The sequence below is a fragment of the Nonlabens sp. Ci31 genome, from assembly GCF_012974865.1.
GTDB lineage: Bacteria > Bacteroidota > Bacteroidia > Flavobacteriales > Flavobacteriaceae > Nonlabens.
This window is the reverse complement of the sequence record NZ_CP043633.1, coordinates 386524-410247: the sequence shown is the minus strand read 5'-3', so window position 1 is coordinate 410247 and position 23724 is coordinate 386524. Positions and strand designations below refer to the sequence as shown.

Below are 23724 nucleotides of genomic sequence, written 5' to 3'. Positions count from 1 at the left end.
AATAGGTTTGTTCAAGACAAATAAAGAATCATAAGCTTCCGAAAAACCTTTGTTTTCCACCCAAATCTGAGAGTTGAAAAAATCATAACGGCAGTTTAAACGCAAGGTGTTTAAAGTAATTCTGCTCTCTTAACTACCAGAAGCTAAGTCGTGAAAGCAAAACAATTATCATACAGCTGCAGTTGCAGCAGGCTCAAATTCTGAAATAAAATGAAACTTGATACTCGGGTATTTTTGTTGTGTCATTTGCAAGGAAAAGGAGGAGTCAGCGAGAAATACCAACTGTCCTCTTTTATCTTTGCATAAAAACTTAGATTTCACTCTTTTAAAGTCCGTAAACTCCTCTGGTTTTGCTACAGATTCATCTACCCAACAAGCTTTGTGTACATTGAGATTTTCATAAGAACACTTTGCTCCATATTCATGTTCCAGTCGGTATTGGATCACTTCAAACTGAAGCGCACCGACCGTACCTATTACCTTGCGACCATTGAGCTCCAAAGTAAATAGTTGCGCAACACCTTCATCCATTAGCTGATCGATACCTTTTGCCAGCTGTTTAGACTTCATAGGGTCTGCATTGTTGATATACCTAAAATACTCTGGTGAAAAGGCAGGAATTCCTTTGTAATGAAGTTCCTCCCCTGAGGTTAGCGTATCGCCTATTTTAAAATTACCCGTATCGTGTAATCCTACAATATCTCCTGGGAATGACTCGTCAACTATTTCCTTTTTCTCTGCAAAAAAGGCATTTGGACTAGAGAACTTTAAATTCTTATCCAACCTTACGTGCTTGTAGGCTTTATTACGTTCAAATACACCGCTCACCACCTTTATAAATGCCAGTCTATCTCTATGTCTAGGATCCATATTGGCATGAATTTTAAACACAAAACCACTGAAATCTTTTTCCTCTGGTTTTACAAGGCGCTCTTCGGCTTTCTTAGGACGAGGAGCAGGAGCGATTTCTATAAAACCGTCCAGCAGCTCCTTCACTCCAAAATTATGCAGCGCACTACCAAAAAATATAGGTTGCAACTCGCCATTTAAATATTCCTGTCTATTAAACTCGGGATAAATTCCAGTGACCAGTTCCAGTTCTTCTCTAAGAGTGGTTGCCGCCTTGTTTCCTACAAGTTCATCCAGCTTAGCGTCTGACAAATCTGTGATAGCGGTAGTGTTGTGTATGTCCTTAGAAGAGGCACCGGTAAAAAGATTGATGTTCTTTTTGTGAATGTTATATATCCCTTTGAGATCATAACCCATTCCTATAGGAAAGCTCAATGGCGTCACTCGCAGCTCCAGTTTTTGCTCTATTTCATCCATAAGATCAAAGGCGTCTTTACCTTCACGATCCATTTTATTGATAAAAACTATAATAGGAATTTGACGCATTCTACAAACTTTTACCAGCTTTTCAGTCTGTTCCTCTACACCTTTTGCAACATCGACTACAACGATCACACTATCTACTGCGGTAAGTGTTCTAAACGTGTCTTCAGCAAAATCTTTGTGTCCAGGAGTATCGAGAATATTAATCTTATTGCCCTTATATTCAAATGCCAGAACAGACGTTGCCACAGATATACCGCGCTGGCGTTCTATTTCCATAAAATCACTTGCGGCTCCTTTTTTAATCTTATTGCTTTTTACAGCCCCAGCTTCTTGAATAGCTCCACCATATAACAATAGTTTCTCTGTCAGTGTTGTTTTTCCTGCATCTGGATGCGATACAATACCGAAGGTCCTTCTCCTTGCGATCTCTTCTGTAAATTTCATGTGTCTAATTAATCAGGTTGCAAAAATAGAACAATGTATTTACTATAGAATAGAATTTTGCATATCAGGTTGTTAAATCACTGTATGGACGGGATAATTTGCTTGGTATCTAGTCAAGAAGTTTGTTTTAATCCTAAAACCACCTGCTAAGTTAATGGAGGGGCTGACTTGAGTAAGTCAAGTACAATGACTTCTGTTATTTTCTCGCTTTCTGATTTATTTTAAAACAAACGTTTTCACAGGACGTGATTCCGTATGAAAGCGGAACAGCCATTCAACCTCCTCTTAATAGAGTTCTTTTCATTAGGTAGCAATTATTAAATTATTTATTGAAAAACAAAGTTTTAAAAGTCGGTCAGTAATGACTAAATTGCTTTTATTATAAAGAGATTCAAGCATAGGTTTGTAAATCTTATCATTTGATCCACTTTTAAACAATAAAATATGATTACGCTTAAAGATCTTGCAGCTACACTTGGAGTATCTGTTTCTACCGTGTCTAAAGCATTAAAGGACAGTCCAGAGATAAGTAAGGATACCATTGCGCGTGTCAAAGAAATTGCAAAAGAGCTTAATTACAGACCTAACACTCTAGCCTTAAGCCTTAAGAATAGAAAGACTAAAACAATAGGTGTTATTATTCCAGATATATTGAACGCATTTTTTGCTCGTATACTTTACGGAATAGAGCAAGAATCAACCGCATTAGGTTATAACATCATCACTTGTTTGTCAAATGAATCTTTTGAAAAGGAAAATAACAGCCTAAATTTATTAGCAAACGGCAGCGTGGACGGATTTATCATGTCCATTGCTGAGGAAACCCAATCTAACGGTGAAGTAAAACACTTAAAAGAAACCATTAATCAAGATGTGCCTATTGTTATGTTCGATCGAGTGGCAAATGATGTAGAATGTGATAAAGTGATTATTGATGATTTTAATGCTGCTTATAAAGGAACAGAGGTTTTGATAAAAGAAGGTCGTAAGAAAATTGTTTTGATCAATAGCTTGGGAGGGTTAAGCGTAGGTAAACTCAGAGTACTGGGTTACAAAAAAGCATTAGAACAACACGACTCCTACAAAGGGGAAGCCTTAGTTATCAATATAGATAGTAATGAGGCATTGTTAAACGATCAACTAGAAAAAATATTTACAGAGCATAAAGACATGGACGGACTTCTTTGTATCGATAATGTTTCTGGAATAATGTCTGTCAATATTGCACAACGTTTAGGAAGAAAAGTCCCTAAAGACTTATCTGTTTTAGGGTTCAGCTCAGATGAGATTTCACATCTATCCTATCCACAACTCTCCACAGTAACTCAACATGCCGAAGAGATTGGTCAACAATCGGTACGCATGCTTGTGGAGCGCCTAGAAAATAAAACCAAAGGTCATACGACTACTGCCACTGTAGATTTCTCCATAGAACTAAGAGGAACCACCTTACCTAACTAATATTTCAAAAGTACATTTCTAAGGAAATAAAGCTGTGCAAAAGCAATCCCTGCTGGATCATTTTGTAATGAATGATGCTATTAAACTACTTAGTAAATGTTTAAGGAATCAATTGTTTTCCTTTTGTACTTTTGTTGAATAAATTATATAAATTATCGAACAAGTAATCTTAGTAAATGAGAACGATGAGCAAGTCGGTCTTATGGAAAAAATTGAAGCTCACGAAAAGGCATTATTGCACCGGGCGTTTTCTGTTTTTGTAGTAAACGACAAAAATGAAATTATGCTACAGCAGCGAGCCTTGGGAAAATATCATTCCCCTGGTTTATGGACCAATACTTGTTGCAGTCATCAACGAGATGGAGAAACTAACATCGCAGCAGGAAAGCGCAGACTCATGGAAGAAATGGGATTTGTAACCGAGCTTAAAGAACTATTCCATTTCATTTATATAGCTCCTTTCGATAATGGACTTACAGAGCATGAATTTGATCATGTGATGATAGGTCATTTCAACGGCGCTCCGCAAATCAACCCAGAAGAAGTTGCTTCTTATAAATGGATGACCGCTCAAGATATCAAAGAAGATATGATACAGCAACCAGAAATTTATACGGAGTGGTTCAAAATTATTTTTGAAAAATTTTATACCCATATATCATGAGACTAACCGCATATAGAAAGGCCCATTTTAATGCCGCTCACCGTTTACACCGCAAGGACTGGAGTGATGAGAAAAACGCACAAATTTTCGGTTTGTGTAACAACCCTTATTTTCATGGTCATAATTATGATCTAGAAGTAGGCGTTACTGGAGAAGTAGATCCTGAGACGGGTTATTTGATTGATCTTAAAATCCTTAAAGACATCATCAAAGAAGAGGTAGAAAATGCCTTTGATCATAAGAACTTGAATGAACAAGTTCCAGAATTTGCTAACCTAAATCCCACGGCAGAAAACATAGCTTTTGTTATTTATAATAAGATTAAAGCAAAATTGGATCCCAAATACGATCTAGAGATCAAACTTTTTGAGACAGAACGCAATTTTGTTCTATACAAAGGGGAATAGCTTAAAGTAGTTTGCGGTAATTTTATTTTTTACAAAACAAGAATGCAGTTGCTCTTGTAGCTAAGTGGAATTTGATAAAACTGCTCTAATTTTAAAGCCCAAAGCTTTCTAATATATATCTATGTGAATGAATAAGGCTTTTATTCACTATTTTTGCAATAAATTAAAATTATTATGGCAAGTATTAAAGATCTTAAACAAGACATTAATTTCGTATTAGGAGATATCATTGAAGCAGCACTTATTTCTCAAGCAGTTAACCCAGAGAAAACAGCTGAATCTGAAAAAATCGTAGACGACTCTATAGCAACTTTTGATGAGTTGATTTCGAGAGTAAACAACCGCAAAGTAGAAAGTCGCAAAACACACCTTAAAGCAGTGAAAGCTGATTTAGAAACTAAAGGAAAAGGACTTATAGATAGAGTAAACGCTCTATAAGTTACTCTTATAACTTTTAATTAATTCAGACAGTTGTTTTCCATAAACAGTTGTCTGAATTTTTTTTGGCATTTTTTGATAGACACTATCTAATAAAATAGGATTAGCCTCGCTAGCTTCACTAATTAATATATAAGGAGCCACTTCCTTTTCTTTATGTAATTGTGCATAGTTAATAGCATACAATACTTTTTTCCTTAAATACTTGTCATAAGCAGTATTGATAGAATCAGATATTGCAACTGTTCGTGTCTCATCAGTAAGAGACATGCTTCTTTTTACCAAGTCCGTGTACACTTTATTAAGCCTATTACTATTCTTCTTATAAACGGTATAAATATCTTGATTTTTAGAGCCACTAATAACTGCGTCTTTTTCAAATTTATCCCAAGAAGAATTAATGGTCATAGTGGTGTCTTCTGCAAAGAATAATACTCGGTCATTAAACTCAGTACCATCTTTAACATCTAGATGCAAGTACATGATTTCTGTTTGATCTAGTCTGGTCATTAAGGTATAATCAGAGTTTCCATTAAACATGGCAGAATCTACATCTATTAAAACAGAATCTTGTAGCCGCTGTAAGTAAATTTTACCAACCTTTATCCCGTCGACTGTTCCAGAGACAGAGAAATTATTGGAATTAGAATTGCTACAAGCGATAATAAATGTGAGGCCTATAAGAAGGAAAAGCACTTTTTTCATGGTAAAAATTTAATGGTTGCAAATATGCATCATAAGTTTAACATACGGCAATAAAACCAGCTAGGAAGTGGCTGCTAGTTGCATTAAAAGGGTGCATGCAATGGCACCTATAGTGCCGACTACATAGCCAAAAACAGCCAGTAAAACTCCTACAGTTGTTAAAGACGGATGGAACTCTGCTGCTACCACAGGGGCACTCGCTGCTCCACCTACGTTAGCCTGACTTCCCACAGCAAGGAAAAAATAAGGTGCTTTGATCAATTTTGCTACTAGTATTAAAAGTCCCGCATGAATAGCCATCCATACCAAACCAACCCCTAATAACCACGGGTTATCTACTACTTGCCTGAGGTCCATCTTCATTCCTATGGTCGCGACTAAAATATAGATAAAAATACTACCTATACGGCTGGCACCAGTCCCCTCATATTTTTTCAAAGGTGTAAAGGAGCATATAATCCCTAAAACGGTAGCTATAGAAATAAGCCAAAAGAACTGACTGGTCAAGAAACTTAAATAAATATTACCTGCAATAGCCTTATGTCCATCTAATGATGCCGAAATAAAATCAGCTCCAAAATGAGCGACTCCTACAGCTCCAAAACCAATACCTAGCATCACCAGCATATCTGTAAAAGTAGCTTCTCTTTTGACGCTTTCTGAATATTCAGAGACCGTCTTTTTAAGCTTTTCGATAGAACTTGAATCTGCACCAAACCATTTGTCAAATTTTGCGCTCGATCCTATTCCTAGAAGTAATAGGGCCATCCATAAGTTAGCAACGACTATGTCAACCAGTAACATTCCTCCGTATTTGGATGGATCAAATTGGTATACTTCTAGCATGGCAGTCTGATTTGCACCGCCACCTATCCAGCTCCCAGCTATGGTAGAAAGTCCTCGCCAAACCGCACTGTAATCTTCACCACCTACGGTCTCTGGAGAAATAGTTCCTATAACTAAAATAGCTATAGGACCACCTATAATAATTCCTACAGAACCAGTTAAAAACATGATCAAGGCTTTGGGACCAAGATTAAAAACCGCTTTTAAATCAATAGAGAGTGTCATGAGTACCAGCGCGGCTGGCAACAAATATCGAGAAGCCATAAAGTATAAGGAGGAACTTGATTTAGTAACGGTACCATCTTCAGTTACGGTAGTCCAGTCAGGAGAAATTAAGCCTGTAGAGCTTAAAATAGACGGAATCAAATAGCACATTAAAAGTGCGGGAATGAACTTATAAAACACAGACCAGAATCCTTCCTTTTGAGATGATGTATAAAAAACTGCAGCTAACGAAATCATTAGTAAACCAAAAACTACCGTATCCTGAGTGATAAAGGGCGTGGTGTCTTTTACTGTTTCTACTGCATCTTGAAAAATCATAAAGGGAATATTTAACAGCTGCAAAATACAATTTTATGTGAAGTTGTTGGAGATCATTTCTCTTTCTTACCTGCTGGGCGCAACAGCACTTAAGCGATTTAGAAATAATCAAATAGTAGGGACTAAATCAGCTCTTTACAAAATCAGTTATCAGCTTTACTAACTGACTGCTCAAAGGAAAATTAGGATCTATATAGCTTTTTGAAGCCACAATTTCATCTTCTCCCACTATTTTAAAAACGTGATTCATATCCTCTATGAGCTCTAGTTGAGCATGAGGAACGGCTTCTTTCAATAAAGCTGCTTCAGAGGGATCTACTTGTCTGTTTTTTGAGCCATTGATAATCAAAATAGGAATTTGTAGTTTTTTAATTTCATCAGTAGGATCGTATTGCATCCATGATTTCATAAAAGCTTGGATTTGTGGACCTATGACAGTGTATAAATCTCGCTCAATAGCCTCAATAGGCTCTTTAGAGTTTTTTACTTTTTCAAAAGTTGCCGCAGCTACTTTATCCAGTCCAGGGATTTCTTTTGCAATTTGTTGTACGATTAATGCATCTATGGATTGTGCAGCTCCGTGGAGTGATATAAAACCATCGACATCTTTATCTACAGCCAGCATTCCTACTAAAGAACCTTGCCCGTGACCAGCGATAAAAATTTTAGAAAATCGGCTGTCATCTTTAAAGAATAAAACGCTTTGTTTTGCATCTATAACGTAATCACTAAAAAGTGTTTTGTCACTAGGTTTTCGATTTTTTATTTGCGTTAAAATACGTTTGTCGTATCTATAAGTCGCGATTCCTTTAGAAAGAAGTGAGTCGGCGAGTTGCTGGTAAGAATTACTTCTAGTTCTGCGTTCGTTACCGTTGCGGTCCATCGCACCTTGATCGGACAAGATAATGACAAGTGGTATTTTTTCAACAGTATCAGGGGTGAGTAGCGTACCCTGAATATTTTCATTGATGTTTACCTCAGTAAGATCTTTAGCAGGTTGCTGTGCTTTCTTTTTAGAAAAAGCATCTTGGGCAATACTTGCGAGAGGTAAAAACAATAAAAGGAAGAGTAACTTTTTCATGATTTGATATAGAACTATTTAAGAACGTTCAAATCTAGGCAATAGGTATGCCATTGTAAAATAAAGTGATTCATTTCAAATGACTAAATCATTTAATAGCAAAATAAAATAGGACAACTCAGAATCTGGAATGATACTAGGACTGGTCTTTATTCTTCTGTTTTACAGCGCTAGCCTTCTTAAGTCTTTTTTACCTTTTAGCAATCTTGTTCCCAGTAGAGCGTTGCATAGTACATTTAAAGCGACTCATTTCAGGATCTCTTTGTGCGCGATGCTTTGTGGAGCGGCCTTGAACGCGCGCTCTCCACATTCTAAAACTGCTTTCTTTCATCTCGCTGCGCATGATCTTGATGACTTGACTTTCTGTAACACCAAACTGTGCCTCAATCGCGTCAAAAGGGGTGCGGTCTTCCCAGCCCATTTCTACGATGCGGTCTATTGCGCGTTCATCAAGATTTTTAAGAATGTCTTTTGCTTTTGCCATAAGTATAAAGTCGTTCTATTTTCGAAGGATTACAAAAGGTAGGGAATAACAACTGCATTTTATACAACTCTTAACAAATACAGCAGGAATAAAAAAAGCAATTTCAGATGTGACAGGCTAATTATTTTTAATGATAAGGTCTAAATTATGCCATTCATCTATATCTTATTCAGATCGCAACCTCAATTCAGAATCAACTTGCCTGCTGCTTATTAAACCACCTTTCTAAAAGTCAAATTAATCCGCAAATCGATGGCTCTTTTTGTTTTAGCGATTTGATGTTTATAAGTATGTTGTGTATGATCTTTCATAAGAAGAAGGCTGCCATGTTCTAGTAAGAACTTAAATCGCCAGTCTTTATTAGTGTTGTGTTTTAAATGAAAGAAGCGTTCTTGTCCTAAACTAATGGAAGCGATGACAGGATTCTTACCCAGTTCGGCTTCATTATCGGCATGCCAGCCATTGGAGTCTCGTCCATCGCGGTATTGATTGATCAGACAAATGTTAAAGGTGGTTCCTGCTGCTTTTTCGACATCGGCTTTGATCTGTTTTAAAGTTTCTGTCCATGGTAAGGCTTTAAAATTAATACCGCTGTAGCCGTATGCGATATCTGGATCTCCATATAATTGGGTGAGCCTCGGCTCGTCGTGCACCTTGCCAAACAGCTGGATTTTATTTTGTCTCCACGGGGTTTGTTCTAGTAATGTGGCTTTTAGATGTTCCGCTTTCGCGAAAGCGTAAAAGGCAGCCTCATAATGTACCGTAGCATCTGGGATATCTGGAAATGGATCTGGAAATAACTTATTATGCATGCATATCAAATTATGATGTAACGCTAGCAAGATACTAAGGCTGTCACTTATCTTGCGCACAATTAAAATTAATTTATGTATACTTCTCGCATAACCGGAATGGGTAAATATGTTCCGGAGAACGTTGTGACTAATGACGACCTTTCTAAAATTATGGATACTAATGACGCCTGGATTCAGGAACGTACGGGTATCAAAGAACGTCGTCATATCAAAAAAGGTGATGGCAATTCTACTGCGGTTATGGGTGTTAAAGCTGCTGAAATTGCTCTAGAACGCGCTAATGTTTCCAAAGACGATATAGAATTAATTGTTTTTGCGACCCTATCACCAGATTATTATTTCCCTGGTTGTGGCGTGCAAGTGCAGGATTTAATGGGTATTCATACCTGTCCAGCACTGGATGTAAGAAATCAATGTAGTGGTTTTATCTACGCTCTTTCTGTTGCAGATCAGTTTATAAAAACGGGTATGTATAAAAATGTTTTGGTCATAGGATCAGAAAATCACAGTGGCGGACTTGACTTTACCACTCGTGGTAGAAATGTGTCAGTCATTTTTGGAGATGGAGCAGGAGCAGCGGTAGTTTCTAGATCTGAAAAAGAAGGTCACGGAATTCTCTCTACTCATTTACACAGTGAAGGAAAACACGCATTAGAATTGTCCTTAAAAGGCCCTTCAACCAACCACTGGGTTCCACAATTAATAGAGGAGAATCCACAAGAAGATATCCCTTATTATCCTTATATGAATGGACAGTTTGTGTTTAAGAATGCCGTCGTTCGTTTTTCTGAAGTCATCATGGAAGGTCTTAAAACCAATGGTCTTGAAGTAAGCGATATCGATATGCTTGTACCACACCAAGCCAATTTGCGTATCTCTCAATTTATTCAAAGAAAATTCCAATTGGCTGACGATAAGGTGTATAACAACATCCAGAAATACGGTAATACTACAGCAGCTTCTATTCCTATTGCGCTTTGTGAAGCATGGGAAGAAGGTAAAATTAAAGAAGGTGACACAATTGTTCTCGCCGCTTTTGGTAGTGGTTTTACTTGGGGTAGTGCTGTTATAAAGTGGTAATTTAATAATGGGGTAGGGAGGAGTCTTTCTAAAATATTTGTACAGTTTTAAAACCTCACCCTTTAGGACTGAGTAAAAGGTTTTGATAAAAAGATAAATTCAAAGGTGCAGACTTCAGTCCGCACCTTTGAATTTTAAGAAATGTTATGTCTCCCTAGTATGAAAAGTAAACGGTATTGGGCTATAAAGAGTTTGATTTTTGGAGTTACTTGCATTCTAAGTGCTTTTTATTTTGCAGCTCCTACGTTATTTACTTTTGAAAACGCTCTGATTTTAAAAACAGGGAAAATAAAGAAAGTAGAAACTTACTATAAAAAAAATAACGAACGACAGAAGATTTCATACAACAAAGATCACAAAATCTCAATTACAATTACAGATTACAGGTCAGACACAGGTATTTTTACTATCTAAAAATATTGGGTATGATTCCCGTAATGCAGCATATGAAGGTATAAAAGTAACTTTAGCAGATCAAAAAAAAGTGAACTTTTGGATTAAAGGAGCAGAATCGGAAAAATGGAATCCGACCATATTTCAGATAGCAAAAGAAGATGGAACCATAATTTATAGTATCAACGACACTTCATCTGAGGTATATTTTCTTTTCCCCTTATGAACAGTGCTGTGGCTCTTTTCTTCGAGTATATTTTTGCTACATAAATACCCAAATAGGGCTACAGGAATAACTAGCTTCTTGAAGCCTGGCTAATTAGTTTTGATCAAAATGGTTTATTTGATTTATTTGGTAAACTAGTGTGACCAATAAAAGGGTATTAATTTTTACCATGATTTGGTTGATAGCTCTTACTATAATAATTCTTGCAGCAGCTGATTTGTTTACCAAGAGCCAGCTAGACAATGGCTATATCCCTATTTTTTATATACTCTGTTACCTTTGCTTACTGCAGTGGGTGCAGCAATTTTATAGGTGTATACAGGTTAGAAGTTATTTAAAATAGGAAGGGGTGATTTACAGTTGCTCCAATGAGGATTGTAAATTTAGGTTATAGAAAAGCTTTTCTTAGAACGACAAATTCCCAAAGCTTAGAATAGATTCTATCCTTTGGGAATTTAATTTGGTATAAAGGAATCAATTTAAAACCTCCCCTTTAAGTTCGGGAAAAAGGTTTTGCTAAAAATATTTTATAACCAGTTAGAATTGTTAGCTAGGTATTAGTTACAAGTAAGTGGTATTTCAACATCATTGTTATCAAATAATTTTATCTCTAAAAGGTATACATGGTCACGGTCATCATTACTCGATACTACTTTAAGATGATCAGTTATTGAATTCAAAGTCATGGTTAAAATATGATCATTACCAGAACTAGTTACGGTGCTATTAGGCAAAGTACCATTTTCTGTATCAACATTTTGCCCAGTTTGAACACCATTTAACTCTGGACTGACATCAAGTCCAAGTCTAAACCCGCCACCATTAGCTGGTCTTTGACTATCATTAAAATACAAGCGAATTTTATAACCAACAGGGAGATTTTCCGAAAAATCAAACGCTACATTATCCTTATCGGTCTTGTGCATTTCTAATTTATCTCTTTCATTATTGGTTTGAGCTGCCAATACGGTGTTACCGTCAATTAAAAGTGCTGGAGTATCGTCAGAGTTATTACCGCTTTCCATGTGGTTCTCGTCAGTAATCGTGGTGGTAAGGTCAATACACGCTGGGGGTGCATTTACATCTCTACAGCTGTTATCAAGTGATTTCCATGCAACACCATTATAATAATAAATGGAACCAGTCCCATTTTGACAACAATCAGTACAATATATGGTTAAACCTGATGGAACAGGGTTTCCGGTAGCCGCAGCAGCCGCAGTTATAGCATCTCTGTCAGCTATACTAAGTCTTGGAAACAATACACCCTTGTCGGTACTCTCTATCTGAAGTATGGCATAAGGATCTATGGTGTCGGTATTAATGCCTACTTGTGCAGATCCAAAATAAGGAGATAACATTAAAAATATAAACAGGTATAAGGAAGTTTTTAAAATAAACCAATTGATACTGCTGTTACGAAATGAAGTTATAAAACAAAGTAATCTTTTATTCATTTTTTTAAAATATTTTCTATTTATTGCTAGATATGCCGTAAAAATAAATACTTTATGCTTGCTAAAATATTTTCTCATGTAAATAAGATTATTTTTCGTTTAAACAGAAATTAAAAGGTTTAACGGTATTTTTTTTTAACTTTTATCTAGTATTATTCATTTTAAAATCATAGGAGTAGATGATTTTTTAAGAGTTTATTAAAGTTTAAAATTGTCCTTCATCTTTATAGAACACTAAGTTGTCTGATTTCAATATGCATAAAATAGTGGGTTTTCCAAAAGATTATTAGAGAGAATAAAGCCTTTTATGTTATTTGTTTTCAAAGGGATTATTATTTGTTTTAAATATTTTTATAAGTTGAAAACGAGCAGTCTAAAACAGTTTTTCAGTACAATACATTTGAATTTGTTAAGTTATTTCCCTTATTAATAAGGATTCAAAAATTTTAAGAATAGTAATGTGTAATTCATAGGTGCAGCCCTCAGCAAGTAACTAGGAATAGAAATAGGTATGAAACACAAAATCCCGAGCCTGCAAGCTCGGGATTTCTAAATCGTATAATAACACTAACCATTAATTATGAATTATACGATGATGTTCGTCTTTTAAGAATCTAATTTTAAAAATTTTAAAGACTTTAATCTGTGAATTTCTCTTTTTCATAAAAAATCAATAAACCAAATAAATTAGAAGTCTTTATCAGGCCCTTTGTTTAAAAGACGATGATTTTCGTATATTGTTACACGTAAAGTCATAAAAAATGTCCAAAAAAACTTTAGTATTAGGAGCATCGCTCAAAGAAGAACGTTATTCTAACGTCGCTATTTATAGATTGCGCAAGTTCAATAACGATACGGTAGCTATAGGAATGCGAGAAGGAATGGTAGACGATGTAAAAATTTACAAAGAGCTGGTCCCATTTCAGGGAGTCCATACAGTGACTCTTTATTTGAATACTAAAAGACAGAGCGCGTATTACGATTACATCATAAGCCTCCATCCAGAACGGGTCATTTTTAATCCAGGAACAGAGAACCCAGAGTTTTATAAGCTTTTAAAGGAGAACAATATCAAAAGCGAAGTGGCTTGCACGCTAGTCTTGTTGGGTACGAATCAATATTGATCTAATCCTGATGGCTAAAAATGGATGCAATGAGCAAGCCTAAAAAGGTGATGAACCCATTGAGAAGCAGCACAAAAAAGCCGAATTCGAATTCGAAAAAGTAGTTGGCTGCTGAGCTGATTCCGAAAGCTATAAATGGAGATATGATGGCGATGATAGGAGTGGCATGATGCTGTACTTTTATTTTGGTTAAAATCCCAAAAGCAAACAACCCCAGCAAAGGTCCATAGGTATATCCAGCAAATACAAACAGTTTATTGATCACACTAGCGTCTTGGATCAAATATTCAAAACTTACAATCACTATAATTAAGAGTAGTGAAAATCCAACATGAACCAGCTTGCGGATCCAGTTTTGTTTCTTCTCTTCATAGTTTTGTTCTAATCGCAAAATATCTACAGAGAAAGAAGTGGTTAAAGAAGTAAGCGCACTGTCTGCACTCGAATAGGCCGCTGCTACGAGTCCTAGTATAAACACCAGTCCAATTCCTATTCCCAGATTGCTGTCTAGTGCTATGGCGGCAAACAACTTGTCTTTAGTAGCTGTTAAGTCTTCCGCTTTCGCGAAAGCGGTTAATAAAACACCCAATCCTAAGAATACCAGATTCACAAAGGTCAGCACAATCGTAAACCAAAACATGTTCTTTTGAGCATCACCAAGACTGCGACAGGTCAAGTTTTTTTGCATCATATCTTGATCCAACCCCGTCATCACAATGGCGATGAAGGCTCCGGCAAAAAACTGTTTAAAGAAATATTGACCGCTTTTCCAGTCGTCAAAAAAGAAGATTTGGGAAAGCTCACTATCGGATATAAAACCAGTAATCTCGCCAATACCGTTAAGATTTAAGCTGTCAGAAATATAGTATATACTTACTCCTACGGCAATCAACATAAATAAGGTCTGTAAGGTATCTGTCCAAACGATAGTTTTGATTCCCGATTTAAAAGTGTACAACCAGATAAGAATTACAGTAAGTGTTACCGTTTGCCAAAACTCCACACCCATACTTTCAAAGACAAATTCTTGCAATACTCCCGCCACTAAATACAGTCTAAAACTGGCACCTACCACACGAGAAAGAATAAAGAAACTAGAGCCTGTGTACTGTGCTGCACTGCCATATCTATCGTTGAGGTAGGAGTAAATCGAAGTGAGGTTCATCCGGTAATAGAGCGGTAAAAGTACCGTTCCTATCACCAAATAGCCAACTATATAACCGAGTACCACTTGAAAGTAATTCATCGCACCTTCTTCTACCGCTCCAGGAACGGAGATAAAAGTCACTCCACTAAGAGACGCGCCTATCATTCCAAAAGCCACAATAAACCAAGGGGAAGAACGATTGCCTCTAAAAAAAGTAGCGCTGTCGCTCGTACGCCCCACTATAAAGGATATAGCGACAAGAACAGCAAAATAACAGGCTATGGTAATGAGAATTTGGGTGGAAGTCAAGGCTCTTAATTTTTGAGGCTAAGGTAAGGAAGCACAGATGAATTTAAACTTGAACTTGAATTCAAATGTGAAAAGTGAAAATAGATTTGAAAGTCAAAACCAGAACTAGAACCAGAATCAAATTTTGAGGTGAATAGGAATTTATAAAAGTAAGTATTTGGAGGTGCAAAATGCAAATGTCAGTTCGAGCAAGAGTCGAGAACGCTTATAATAGAAAGTTTGTAAGGAGTTTTAAACTTTAACATCATGGAGCGGCCACCAGTAGATTCTAGACAAAATTGGTAGGTAAGCTTGCCATTAGTATTTGTTTAATTCTGTTAATTTTTTCTGGACTGACAATGATGCTTGGCCTATCATTACCGGTGCGTCGAGATACATCGTGAGAAACTCAATGAGCACCTGAGCAACCTAAAAGATATGTTCCCAGAGGTGGGCGATCGTGGCAAGGGAGTTTTTTATAGTTTGCTTTTAAATTCACTTATAAATTGATGATCAACACTTGATGCGGCCTACGTTTTTTATTTTTATCCTGTCACTAAGCGACATTCACGGCACGGGATCATAACCTTTTCCACCCCAAGGATGACAGCTAAAAATACGTTTCAATGCCAACCAGCCGCCTTTAAAAGCACCGTGTTTAACAAGAGCTTCTTTAGAATATTGAGAACAAGTAGGAGAGTAGCGGCAACTAGCAGGTGTAAAAGGGGATATCACTGTTTGATAAACCTTGATCAACAACAAAAACGGATAGGCTAGTATTTTTTTCATATAGTTTAAAACCAGTTAACTAAAATTGTCATCCTGTTCCAGATAAATTCTTAAAAGCTCGGCCTAATAAAACACAAACGGTGTTCTAAAGAATTTTCTGGAATGACAAATTTTGGTGATTTAAATAAATTTTGAACAGCAAATTTATTCAGGATCTCATTATTCTATCGATTGCCTTTTGAATTATTCTATTCTAAAAATTGTTTGAAATCTTTTTTTACAATTAAAACACTTAAAATGATTCCCAAGGTGTTCAATAACAAATGCCTCAAGGGAAAGTGCCCACCATCAATATTAAATTTGATTGCGTATACTAAGTAAAAGGTAAGTATCAGGCCGCTTATTTGATTAAAAATTAAGGACATAACACTTTTGAAGTTCACAAAGCGATTTACTAAAGCTATCAGGTTAATGAAAGCAGTTGATGCAAAAATGATAGAGCCATAAGCAATAGTAGCAGTCTCGTGATTCTTCATGGAAATATGACCATGAGAGCCAGCACCAATCGTTACAAGGGCAGTAAAACAAATAAAAATTAGTAAGCCTGCTTGTATAATTCTCATAATAAAATTGTCAACACAACAGGGTCCGATACAAATTTAAATTCAAATGAAATCTTCTATCATAGATGGCATAATAAATTCCGCCCCTTAGAATTTATTTTTGTAACCTATCGGCGTTCTTTTTATTTAGTTTTATAATTCGACGAGCTCAGCACAAGTAAATTAAGCTTTTTTCTTGCCAAAGGATTTTAGAATTTCAATTTTTCCTAATTCCTAATTCCTAATTCCTAATTCCTAATTCAAAAAGACTACTCCACACTATAAATGGTCCCATCAGCGCCATCCTTTAATTGGATTCCAGCAGCAATGAGCTCGTCGCGTATTTTATCGCTCGTACTCCAGTCCTTATTAGCTCTGGCAGTAGCTCTTAAATCAATAATAAGTTTCATCGCGCCGTCCAGTCCTTTGTTTAAGGAACTGCTTCCTTCTTCTTTGGTATTTTGTAATCCCAAAACATCAAAGAAAAAGCCATTCATCGTTTCTTGAAGTTCTTCAAGATCCTTTGCTGTAATCGTTGCGTTTCCATCATGTATAGAGTGGATCATTTTTACAGCATCAAAAAGCGCTGCAATAAGAATAGGCGTATTGAAATCGTCATTCATTGCAGCATAGCATTTTGCTTTCCAAGAAGCGAGGTCAATAGAAGAGGTTTTAGAAACAGCTAGTTTCTCCATTACTTTCATAGCTTCGGTAAGTCGGTTAAAACCTTTTTCGGCAGCTAGAATGGCATCGTTACTAAAATCTAAAATTGATCGATAATGCGCCTGCATCATAAAGAAACGTACCACGCTAGGAGCAAAAGCCTTTTGCATAAAATCATTATTTCCTGTAAAAAGTTCTACAGGCAGAATGCTGTTTCCAGTAGATTTAGACATTTTCTGACCGTTTAAAGTCAGCATATTTGCGTGCAACCAGTAATTTACTGGACTGTGACCATGCGCTGCTTCTCCTTGTGCAATTTCACACTCGTGGTGTGGGAATTTAAGATCCATACCACCACCGTGTATGTCAAAAGTCTCCCCTAGGTATTTAGAACTCATCACGGTACATTCTAAGTGCCATCCTGGAAAACCATCACCCCAAGGACTAGGCCATCTCATGATGTGTTGTGGGCTCGCTTTTTTCCACAGCGCAAAGTCGGCTGGATTTGCCTTATCACTTTGTGCAGCCAGTTCCCGAGAATTGGCCATCATGTCTTCTAGGTTGCGACCGCTCAGTTTACCGTAGTGATGATCTTCATTAAATTTTACGACATCAAAATAAATAGAGCCGTTCTTTTCATAGGCATATCCATTATTTAAAATGGTTTTTATGATCTCGATTTGCTCTACAATATGTCCAGTAGCCGTAGGTTCAATACTGGGTGGAAATGCATTGAACTGACTCATGACCGTATGAAAATCCAGGGTGTATTTCTGCACCACTTCCATAGGCTCTATTTTTTCAAGTCTGGCTTTTTTAGAAATTTTATCTTCTCCTTCATCAGTGTCGTCAGTAAGGTGTCCAGCATCTGTAATATTACGTACATAGCGTACTTTATATCCCAAATGTTTTAGATACCTAAATATCATGTCAAAACTGATAAACGTACGGCAGTTTCCTAAATGCACATTACTATAAACGGTAGGTCCACACACATACATTCCTATACGCCCCTCTACAATAGAGGTAAAAACTTCCTTTTCTCCTTTTATAGAGTTGTAGATGTTCAGTTCATTATCTTGATATCTAGCCATGATTTAATTTTGTGGTATGCTATGCTATTGGTTTCATTTGTTGGTGTTGATCTCGCTTTCGCGAAAGCGGAACATCCTTCCATATCCTCTTCAAAAATAGAGTTTAATAATTCAATGAAGCGAGCTGCTAGTTGAGATTTTGCTATTTCATAAAGATGCAGAGTAGAAATCTAGAATTTAGTCTTCATCTGTATGTAATCGAGAAATTCTCTTTTTACAATTGGGTCCTTAAATTTACCGCCAAATTCTCCAGTCACCGTGCTGCTCTCTATATCTCTGATACCACGACTGTTCACGCATAAGTGTTTTGCATCAATGATACAGGCCACGTCTTTTGTATTCATCACTTTTTGTAATTCACGTACGATCTGAATATTTAAACGTTCTTGAACTTGAGGGCGTTTTGCATAATAATCTACGATGCGATTCATCTTTGAAAGTCCCACCACGTTACCGTTAGAAATATAAGCCACGTGCGCTCGGCCTACTATAGGCAACAAATGATGCTCACAGGTGGAGTAAACAACGATGTCTTTCTCTACCAGCATTTCATTGTACTTGTACTTATTTTCAAAAGTACTGGCTCTAGGTTTTTTATCGGGACGCAAACCGCCAAAAATCTCTTTGACAAACATTTTTGCCACTCGATTAGGCGTTCCTTTAAGACTGTCGTCTGTCATGTCCATTCCTAGAGTTTCTAGAATGTGATGCACGTCTCTTTTAATAGACTCGATTTTATCAGCATCGCTTAATTCAAATGCATCTGATCGTAAAGGGGTTTGCTCGTTAGAAGACAAGTGATCGTTATCTTCTATATTTTCTAAGATATCTTCAATTTTCATATAAGTACTACGATTAGTAGGGGCAATTTAATTTGCGTGCAAATTTACAAACTGTAAGCGATAACTGCATTGTTTTGTATGAATTAGACAGAAAATTGGCATAATACGTTAAGTAAGAGTTAACAAATTTCCTCATATTTGTTAATTAGAATATAGCTCTTACTATTAAAAACTAAAATAATGAAAAGATTCCTCGCACTCCTATTCATTCTCGTCTCTTATTTATCAGTAGGCCAGGTCAATATAAACATGATAGGTAGTGGCGCTGCTAACCCTACAAGGTACACTGGTTGTGCAACCTCTACATTCAATGATGACGGTGGTAATGTCAATTATTCTGACAATTTTAATGGCGTCGCTACCTTTTGCCCAATTGTGTCAACTGATCGCATGATTTTAGATTTTGTAGTCATGGATGTAGCGGTAAACGATGTGCTGACTATTTATGACGGTGACAGTACAGCCGCACCTTTGTTAGCAACAATTACAAACACTAATGTTCCTCCGGGAGTTTTTCAAGCGAGTGCAGGAAATCCCACAGGTTGCCTTACAGTGCAATTTATCTCCAATGGTTCAGGTAATGCTGCTGGATGGAGAGCGGCCAGAAGATGCTTTGATCCATGCCAGTCAATTGTTACAAATATCACTACAACGCCACCTATCGATGCAGATGGAATCCTTAGGATTTGCCAAGGTGATACAGTTACTTTTGATGGTCAAGCTACTTTTGGAGTTGATGGTACAGGGGCGACTTATCAATGGGATCTAGCAAACGGTGCCGGATTTAATTCTGGCCAAGTGCAAATGGAAACCTACAATACAACCGGTATTTATCAGACTAAATTAAGAGTGACAGATGCAGTAGGTTGTTCTGATAGAGAGGAAATAGATCTGGTTGTACAGGTGTCTTCAGATCCTGATTTTACCGGTACAATGGCAGCAGATACGCAGTTGTGTTTTGGAGAATCCACTACGTTAACAGGAGTTGCGACTACTCAAGAATTTTTGATCCCAGTATCTCCACCAGTAACAGGTTTAACGTTTTTACCGGACGGAAGTGGTGTAAGTTATACAACTTGCATAAATGTGGATCTTTTTGCACCAGGCACTGTAATAACTAGTGCAACTGATATAGTAAATATTTTTGTGAATATGGAGCACTCTTATTTAGGCGACTTACAACTCACTATAACCGCTCCTAACGGTTCTGAAGTAGATTTACACCAGTACCCTAGTGGTGGTGGTACTTTTCTAGGTATACCCATAGATGATGATGCCAATAGAAACCCAGGTACTGGGTTTGATTATGTTTTTACAGAAACAGCGGCACAGACTTGGACACAATATAATAATACAAATCCCGGAGGAACAATTCCAGCTGGGAACTATTTGCCTGTGGATCCTTACAGTACATTCATTGGCTCTCCTATAAACGGACAGTGGTGTATAAGTATAACGGATAACTTAGGGTCTGATAACGGTTATATCTTTTTTTGGGGGCTTAATTTTAATCCAGCAATTATTCCTTCGGAACTTTCTTTTACACCAGTAATTGTTACCGAAGCATGGCAGGCGAGTCCTGATATAGCTGTGAATATAGGTAATGTAGTTTCGGTAACGCCCTCCGTGGCAGGACAGAATTGTTATGTTTATGAATTGACAGATAACCATGGATGTACCTACACAGAACAGGTATGTATAGACGTGGCTCCAGAAATAGTAGCTGCTGCCCCTAACGATATTATTGTTTGTATTATTGGGGCAACTACAGCAGATTTAACTCAAAATGATTCTGTGGTATTAAACGGGCTTCCTGCTGGAGATCATGTGGTCACTTACCACACATCTCAAACAGATGCTGAGAATGGATTAGGAGCGATAAGTAACCCAACAACTTATCCTATAAATATGCCGCCTATGACTGTTTTTTCTGCTATTACCAATACCACTTCAAATTGCATAGTGGTAGATAGTTTTGTAATTGATGTGATCGACTTTAATATTTTTATTATTCCTAATTTTGAGCAATGCGGCCCTATAATAAACTTTAATCTTGATGCCTACGTATCGGCGGCTCTAAGTAGCAGCGGTTTTGGAGGTTCTGGAGGTTCTGGAGGTTCTAGCTTTACGATAACGTACTACACCAGTTTAATGGATGCTCAAAACGGGACCAACCCTATTATGGATCCAACTATGTTCGATCTTTCAGTGGGTACAGTTACCATTTATGTAAGAATAGTAAGTACAGCAGATACTGGTTGTAGTTCTATAAATCCATTTTCACTTACCGCAGCACCTATTCCTATAGCAAACACTCCTATGGATATAGTGACTTGTGATGATTTAGGTAATGATGGTTCAGAGGTGTTTGTATTGAGTGATCAAGATGCGGCTATCTTAAACGGGCAGACGGCTACAGTGACTTATCATCTTACTCAGCTAGACGCAATCAATGGTGTAGCACCTTTAAATGCAGCTGGTTATTCTAATATCGCTAATCCGCAAACTGTTTATGCACGGGTAACTGATAATACTGGTTTAATGTGTTCTTCTACCACTTCCAACGCTATGTTTGATCTGATAGTGAATCGACGAGCAGTATTTATAGCAGCAAATGATATTGTGGTTTGTGACGATGTAAGTAATGATGGATTTGATATATTTGATCTCACCAGTCAAAACGCCGCTATCTTAGGTGCTCAAAGTGATGCTGATAATACTATTACCTTTTACAACTCCCCAACAGATGCAGATACTGGTATCAATGCTATCGTAAACCCCAACGCTTATACCAATACTACGGCAGGTATGGAAACTGTATTTGTAAGAATCGAAAATAATACGGCAACAGATTGTTATGATACAGGCTCTTTTGATCTCATTATCGACGCTGCTCCTATTGCAAATCCAGTCGCAGAAGTGATCCTTTGTGACGACCCTAGTAATGATGAGGAAGATGTATTTACTTTTAGTAGCTACTCTTCTCAAGTGCTACTCGCGCAAGATCCTTTGTTATATACGGTTTCTTACCACGATTCTCAGTCAAATGCAGCTGCAGGGACAAATCCTTTAGACACCACTGCTTATACAAATACGTCAAATCCACAGACGATTTATGTGCGTATTGAAAATGTGAATAACATGAGTTGTTTTAACACAACGACTTTTAATCTGACCATTAATGAGACTCCGGGGATAACCACGGCTCCTAATCTAACCTTATGTGATGATTCTAATGGAGATGGAGTGGAATCATTTGATTTGACTCAAAATGATGCAATCATTTTAAATGGATTAAATCCAGCAGATTATACCATCGTTTATAGCAATGCAACAGGTGTCATCGCATCTCCTTATTTCAACACCGCAAGTCTAGAAACGATTACAGTAAGTATTGAAAATAATACTACCAACTGTTCTGATACAACTACTTTTGATTTGATCTTAAATCCAGTACCGGCCTCTGTTCCATCTTTTACTGTGGAAGAGTGCGATGAAGATGGTGATGGTGTTGCTTCTTTTACCTTAGGAGATGCAAATGCACAGGTTATTAATGGGCAAACAGGAACTACAGTGAGCTACTACGATTCACCAACTGATGCACTTGCGGGCTCCAACCCATTGGATACTACTAGCTATGATAATACAACTGCTCCACAAACTATCTATTACAGACTAGAGTTTACAAATTCTGGGTGTTTCTCTACAGGAGACTTCGTGATTCAGCCAGTAGATGCGCCTATAGCAGTCACTCCTACGGCTTTAGAGTCTTGCGACGATGGTTCTGGTAATGCCACTATAGATGTGAGTATTGCCGATGCAGAAGTAACAACTGGGCAAACAGGGACAACAGTGGTATATTATCTAAATCAAACGGATGCAGATGGTCAAGTGAATGGTATTACAAATGATTTTACCTATTCCTCAAATACCACTTTAATTGCTAGAGTAGATGACAATAATACAGACTGTTTTAGCTTTACGACTTTAGAGGTAGTTATTAATAACTTACCTACACCTTCTTTGTTAGATCAGTACATTCTATGTCTCGATGAAAACGATAATCTAGTGAATGGTCCAGTAACTTTAGATACAGGTCTCAATGACACAGAGTATTCTTATGAATGGACGTTGAATGGTGCTTTGATACCTGCTTCAACAGCTTCTATAGACGTTGCAGAAGGCGGTGATTATGAAATGACGGCGACTAGAATTTCTACAGGTTGTTTTATTTCGATAACCACCAATGTGAGGGTTTCCAGTGTGCCAGAAGTGTACGATATAGACATTACAACAGATCCGTTTGATATAGAACACCAAGTAATTGTAACGGCCCAAGGGCCGGATCAATATTGGTACCGTCTAGATGATGGGCCTTATGTGAACAATGGAACCTTTAACGACGTTACTCCTGGTGTGCATACAGTAACTATTGCAGAGAGAAGTGGTTGTGGAGAGATTGTTGTAGATATATTTGTTTTTGGCTACCCAGATTATTTTACCCCTAACGCAGATGGTATTCACGATACTTGGAACATTATAGGCGGTGATCGTTTACCAGGAACAACGCTTTATATATTTGACCGATATGGAAAACTCATTAAGCAACTCGATGTTGGTGGAGCTGGATGGGATGGAACTTATAATGGACAGTCGTTGCCAAGCAGTGACTACTGGTTCAGGATAGAATATGCTTTTGATGGTCAGCAAAGAGAAGCTTCGGGCCACTTTGCTATGAAGAGATAAAAATTTAATGATACCTTTAGACTAAAGCACACCTTAATCGGTGTGCTTTTTTTGTTCAATAATCAAAATGGATGGGATTGCTTCTATAAAATACAGACAGCTTTATAAAC

Annotated in this window: 19 protein-coding genes; 7 read left to right on the top strand and 12 right to left on the bottom strand. The window is 37.2% G+C overall.

What is annotated here, in order from left to right:
• Nucleotides 1–168: 168 nt before the first annotated feature.
• Nucleotides 169–1779: a peptide chain release factor 3 gene (locus F0365_RS01880; RefSeq protein WP_169932096.1), complete on the bottom strand. Its 1611-nt coding sequence runs from the start codon at nt 1777–1779 to the stop codon at nt 169–171.
• A gap of 444 nt (nt 1780–2223) precedes the next feature.
• Between F0365_RS01880 and F0365_RS01875 the strand changes: the two genes are divergently transcribed.
• The 4 genes from F0365_RS01875 (at nt 2224) to F0365_RS01860 (ending at nt 4749) form a co-directional block, all read left to right on the top strand.
• The gene (locus F0365_RS01875; RefSeq protein WP_169932095.1) at nt 2224–3240 is read left to right on the top strand and encodes a LacI family DNA-binding transcriptional regulator; all 1017 of its coding nucleotides are present in this window, start codon (nt 2224–2226) and stop codon (nt 3238–3240) included.
• 151 nt (nt 3241–3391) lie between these two features.
• The gene (idi, locus tag F0365_RS01870) at nt 3392–3904 is read left to right on the top strand and encodes an isopentenyl-diphosphate Delta-isomerase (RefSeq protein WP_206071319.1); all 513 of its coding nucleotides are present in this window, start codon (nt 3392–3394) and stop codon (nt 3902–3904) included.
• The gene (locus F0365_RS01865) at nt 3901–4311 is read left to right on the top strand and encodes a 6-pyruvoyl trahydropterin synthase family protein (protein ID WP_169932093.1); all 411 of its coding nucleotides are present in this window, start codon (nt 3901–3903) and stop codon (nt 4309–4311) included. Before idi ends, F0365_RS01865 begins: the two co-directional genes overlap by 4 nt.
• Before the next feature lie 174 nt (nt 4312–4485).
• Nucleotides 4486–4749 carry a hypothetical protein gene (locus F0365_RS01860; RefSeq protein ID WP_169932092.1) on the top strand — a complete coding sequence of 88 codons (264 nt, stop codon included), beginning with the start codon at nt 4486–4488 and terminating at the stop codon, nt 4747–4749.
• On the opposite strand, the gene F0365_RS01855 is transcribed toward F0365_RS01860, so the two are convergent.
• The 5 genes from F0365_RS01855 to F0365_RS01835 all read right to left on the bottom strand — a co-directional run bounded on the left by F0365_RS01855 (nt 4744) and on the right by F0365_RS01835 (nt 9220).
• Nucleotides 4744–5454: a DUF4369 domain-containing protein gene (locus F0365_RS01855; protein ID WP_169932091.1), complete on the bottom strand. Its 711-nt coding sequence runs from the start codon at nt 5452–5454 to the stop codon at nt 4744–4746. The two genes, F0365_RS01860 and F0365_RS01855, sit on opposite strands and share 6 nt — an antisense overlap.
• Nucleotides 5455–5514: 60 nt before the next feature.
• On the bottom strand, nt 5515–6843 hold the full coding sequence (locus F0365_RS01850) for a DUF819 domain-containing protein (RefSeq protein ID WP_169932090.1): 1329 nt from the start codon (nt 6841–6843) through the stop codon (nt 5515–5517).
• A 127-nt stretch (nt 6844–6970) separates the two neighbouring features.
• Nucleotides 6971–7924, bottom strand: a complete 954-nt coding sequence (locus F0365_RS01845; protein WP_169932089.1) for an alpha/beta hydrolase — start codon at nt 7922–7924, stop codon at nt 6971–6973.
• Between the two features lie 190 nt (nt 7925–8114).
• A complete protein-coding gene (locus F0365_RS01840; protein WP_169932088.1) occupies nt 8115–8408 on the bottom strand; it encodes a TIGR03643 family protein in 294 nt (97 codons plus the stop codon).
• A gap of 212 nt (nt 8409–8620) precedes the next feature.
• Complete coding sequence (locus tag F0365_RS01835) at nt 8621–9220, bottom strand: alpha-ketoglutarate-dependent dioxygenase AlkB family protein (protein ID WP_169932087.1); 600 nt, start codon at nt 9218–9220, stop codon at nt 8621–8623.
• A gap of 75 nt (nt 9221–9295) precedes the next feature.
• Here F0365_RS01835 and F0365_RS01830 point away from each other — a divergent pair, with 75 nt between their 5' ends.
• Nucleotides 9296–10303 carry a 3-oxoacyl-ACP synthase III family protein gene (locus F0365_RS01830; RefSeq protein ID WP_169932086.1) on the top strand — a complete coding sequence of 336 codons (1008 nt, stop codon included), beginning with the start codon at nt 9296–9298 and terminating at the stop codon, nt 10301–10303.
• A 1176-nt stretch (nt 10304–11479) separates the two neighbouring features.
• On the opposite strand, the gene F0365_RS01825 is transcribed toward F0365_RS01830, so the two are convergent.
• On the bottom strand, nt 11480–12379 hold the full coding sequence (locus tag F0365_RS01825) for a hypothetical protein (RefSeq protein WP_169932085.1): 900 nt from the start codon (nt 12377–12379) through the stop codon (nt 11480–11482).
• A 761-nt stretch (nt 12380–13140) separates the two neighbouring features.
• Here F0365_RS01825 and F0365_RS01820 point away from each other — a divergent pair.
• Nucleotides 13141–13503, top strand: a complete 363-nt coding sequence (locus tag F0365_RS01820; protein ID WP_169932084.1) for a CoA-binding protein — start codon at nt 13141–13143, stop codon at nt 13501–13503.
• 1 nt (nt 13504) lies between these two features.
• Here the strand turns inward: F0365_RS01820 and F0365_RS01815 are convergent, their stop codons facing one another.
• From F0365_RS01815 to folE, 5 genes are all read right to left on the bottom strand, one after another.
• Nucleotides 13505–14959 carry a sodium:solute symporter gene (locus tag F0365_RS01815; protein WP_169932083.1) on the bottom strand — a complete coding sequence of 485 codons (1455 nt, stop codon included), beginning with the start codon at nt 14957–14959 and terminating at the stop codon, nt 13505–13507.
• Nucleotides 14960–15505: 546 nt separating this feature from the next.
• On the bottom strand, nt 15506–15727 hold the full coding sequence (gene yidD / locus F0365_RS01810; RefSeq protein ID WP_169932082.1) for a membrane protein insertion efficiency factor YidD: 222 nt from the start codon (nt 15725–15727) through the stop codon (nt 15506–15508).
• Between the two features lie 188 nt (nt 15728–15915).
• On the bottom strand, nt 15916–16290 hold the full coding sequence (locus tag F0365_RS01805) for a hypothetical protein (RefSeq protein ID WP_169932081.1): 375 nt from the start codon (nt 16288–16290) through the stop codon (nt 15916–15918).
• A gap of 248 nt (nt 16291–16538) precedes the next feature.
• The gene (cysS, locus tag F0365_RS01800; RefSeq protein WP_169932080.1) at nt 16539–18026 is read right to left on the bottom strand and encodes a cysteine--tRNA ligase; all 1488 of its coding nucleotides are present in this window, start codon (nt 18024–18026) and stop codon (nt 16539–16541) included.
• 170 nt (nt 18027–18196) lie between these two features.
• Nucleotides 18197–18868, bottom strand: a complete 672-nt coding sequence (gene folE / locus F0365_RS01795; RefSeq protein WP_169932079.1) for a GTP cyclohydrolase I FolE — start codon at nt 18866–18868, stop codon at nt 18197–18199.
• A 180-nt stretch (nt 18869–19048) separates the two neighbouring features.
• On the opposite strand from folE, the gene F0365_RS01790 reads away from it, so the two are divergent.
• Nucleotides 19049–23614 (top strand): T9SS type B sorting domain-containing protein, encoded by a 4566-nt coding sequence (locus F0365_RS01790; protein WP_240961817.1) that lies wholly within the window; start codon nt 19049–19051, stop codon nt 23612–23614.
• Nucleotides 23615–23724: the final 110 nt, after the last annotated feature.